Consider the following 2540-nt stretch of genomic DNA (forward strand, 5'->3'; position numbering starts at 1 on the left):
TCCCCCGGCCCCCTGGGCCGACGTGCCGGCCGCCCCGGCCGCCACCGCCACGGGGGTCGTCGCGGAGCGCCCGGGTTCGCCGGCCCGCAGGAGAGCGGTGTACGCGTTCGAGAGCACCGCTCCGGGGTCGACACCCAGTTGCTCGGCGAGCAGTTCCCGCGTGCGGTGGTACCAGTCCAGGGCGTCCGACTGCCGGCCCGACCGGCCCAGCGCCAGCATCAGCGCGGCGATCAGCGGCTCCCGCAGCGGGTACAGCACGGCTTCCGCCCGCAGCAGGGCCGCCGCCGCGGCGTGCTCGCCCAGCAGCGAGTGCGCCGCAGCCAGCTCCTCCACGGCGGCCAGCCGCAGCTCGTCCAGCCCGTGCGCGGCCGCCTCCAGCAGGGGCCCGCCCACGGTCCCGCCCAGCGCGGGCCCCTCCCACAGCGCGAGCGCCTCCCGCAGCAGCCGTACCGCGTCCGCCGGTTCGCACTGTTCCCGGGCTTCCCGGTGCAACCGCTCGAAGCGGTGGGCGTCCACCAGGGACTCCGGCAGCCGCAGCGCGTACGCCGGCCCCTGGGTGAGGAGTTCGACCCCGTGGGCGGCGGCGCCGTGCTCGGCGAGCAGGGCCCGCAGCCGCGAGACGTGGCCCTGCAGCACCGTCCGGGAGTGCCGGGGCGGGTCCTCGTCCCACAGCGCCCGGGTCAGCCGGTCGACGCCGACGGCCGCGTTGGGCCGCAACAGGAGCATCGCCAGCAGGCTGCGCCGCTTGGCGGGACCCAACTGAACGGGCCTCCCGCACTCCGCCACCGCGGAGACCGTCCCCAGCACGCGGAACCGCATGCATGCCCCTTCCATCTGCTTTTCCCCGCCCGAGCATATGTCTCGGTATTTCGGTGGATGAGGGGGATCCCGGCCAATCGCCACCGGCCCGTGAATCCGCCCCGCACCGCCCGTACCTGCGACGACGCGCGGACGGACACTCGAACGACAGTGTGACGCAAGGACCGGCGGCGCTTCCTTAGCCCTGCGTTAGGGCCGCGTTTGCGGGCGCTGGAACGCTGTTCCTCGTCGGGGGAGGCCCGCACCGCGGCACCCGTCCTCCCCGCCCCGTGGGGGCGGGGGCCCGGTGCGGCCGCCCGGCATCCTCAGAAGACGAGCGGGAAAACAGGGAGTCACTCTCATGGGCTTGTCCATCTCGCCTCCGCCATGACGGTCAGAGCGGACGGACCCGGCCCTCGATGTGGACGGGTCAATGCCACGTGTCCGGCCTCGGCGGCGACTACATCTGCGAGTACGGGGAGGCCTGGCAGACCTTCCCCAACGGAACGCGACAGGTCTTCATCGTCGGCACCGACTTCGCGGTGTGGACCCGCTACGGCAACACGAGCGGCGGCTGGTCCGGCTGGGAGTCGATGGGCGGCGAAGTTCGCGGCGGCGTCCGCATCGGGGGCAACAACACCTGGAACCCGACGATCTCCGTCGTGGGCATGGACGGCGAGCGCTGGTTCCGCCACCGCCTGAACAGCGGCAGCTGGACCGGCTGGCAGAGCTGACCGCTCTCCCGAAGACCCCGGGCGGAGCGGCGGAGCTGCACCTCCGCGGCTCCGCCCGGCCCCCCACCGCGAGGCGCGCGGGCGGCCGCGGGCGCGCCGCGTCCCCCGGGTCCCCGCGCTCCCCGCGCCCCCGCGAGGCTCAGGCGGCAGTCCCCCGCGGGGCCTTGCGGGCCAGCAGGAACCCCTGCGGCCCCTGCTCGTCCGCGGCAGGCCCCCGCACAAACCGGGCGACCTCCGCCAGCCCCGCCCCGGCGAGCAGCGAGGCGACCAGCTCCGGCGGGGTCCCGTACACGTCGAGGTCGACCGGATGCCCGTAGGCGTGCTCCAGCCGGCGCCGCTCGTCCCCCGCCTCGAACGCGACCAGCACGTGGCCCCCCGGTGCCAGCACCCGGGCGAACTCCGCGAAGACGGCCGGCAGTTCTCCGGGCGGCGTGTGCACGGTGGAGTACCAGGCGAGGACCCCGCCCAGCACGCCGTCCGCCATGTCCAGCCCGGCCATCCTGCCCACCTCGAACCGCAGCCCCGGATAGCTGCGCCGGGCCACCGCCACCATCGCGGGGGAGAGGTCGACGCCGAAGGCCCGTACGCCGAGGCCGTCCAGGTACGCCGTCACCCGGCCGGTGCCGCAGCCCAGGTCGGCGACCGCCCCGCCGCCCCCGCCGCGCACGTACTCGGCGAAGGCGTTCAGCACCGCCCGGTCCAGGGGCCGGCCGTCCAGGTCGCCGCCCAGCAGCCGGGCGTAGTCGACCGCGACGGTGTCGTAGGACGCCTGGACGGCACTGAGCCGCGAGGTCTGTGTCATGCCCCTGGACAGTAGCCCGTCCGGCCGCCCGGCTCACCCCCGCAGGCCACCGCCGGTCAGCCCCCGGCGAGCGGCGGGGGCAGCTCCGTCCACTGGTCGCCCGGCACCCCCGGACTTCAGCCGCTTCAGGTTGAGCGCCTTCACCGGCAGCGGCCCGCTCCGCAGCGCCGCCGCGTCGGCGGTGGGCTCCGCGGCGTCCAGCCCGG

At 75.6% G+C, this 2540-nt stretch carries 3 protein-coding genes; 1 reads left to right on the forward strand and 2 read right to left on the reverse strand.

Going from position 1 to position 2540, the window contains the following annotated elements; all coding sequences use genetic code 11:
- The coding region (locus tag SSNG_RS31520; RefSeq protein ID WP_007268000.1) for an AfsR/SARP family transcriptional regulator at nt 1–819 on the reverse strand (819 nt) is incomplete at its 3' end.
- A 398-nt stretch (nt 820–1217) separates the two neighbouring features.
- On the opposite strand from SSNG_RS31520, the gene SSNG_RS31525 reads away from it, so the two are divergent.
- On the forward strand, nt 1218–1532 hold the full coding sequence (locus SSNG_RS31525; RefSeq protein ID WP_129593359.1) for a hypothetical protein: 315 nt from the start codon (nt 1218–1220) through the stop codon (nt 1530–1532).
- 139 nt (nt 1533–1671) lie between these two features.
- On the opposite strand, the gene SSNG_RS31530 is transcribed toward SSNG_RS31525, so the two are convergent.
- Nucleotides 1672–2334 (reverse strand): class I SAM-dependent methyltransferase, encoded by a 663-nt coding sequence (locus SSNG_RS31530; RefSeq protein WP_007268002.1) that lies wholly within the window; start codon nt 2332–2334, stop codon nt 1672–1674.
- Nucleotides 2335–2540 lie beyond the last annotated feature (206 nt).

Source organism: Streptomyces sp. C (genome assembly GCF_000158895.1).
GTDB classification, from domain to species: domain Bacteria; phylum Actinomycetota; class Actinomycetes; order Streptomycetales; family Streptomycetaceae; genus Streptomyces; species Streptomyces racemochromogenes.

Excerpts from the sequence above, each read along its gene's own strand:
- SSNG_RS31530 (WP_007268002.1), bottom strand. The coding sequence starts at position 2,334 with ATGACACAGACCTCGCGGCTCAGTGCCGTCCAGGCGTCCTACGACACC.
- SSNG_RS31525 (WP_129593359.1), top strand. The coding sequence starts at position 1,218 with ATGTGGACGGGTCAATGCCACGTGTCCGGCCTCGGCGGCGACTACATC.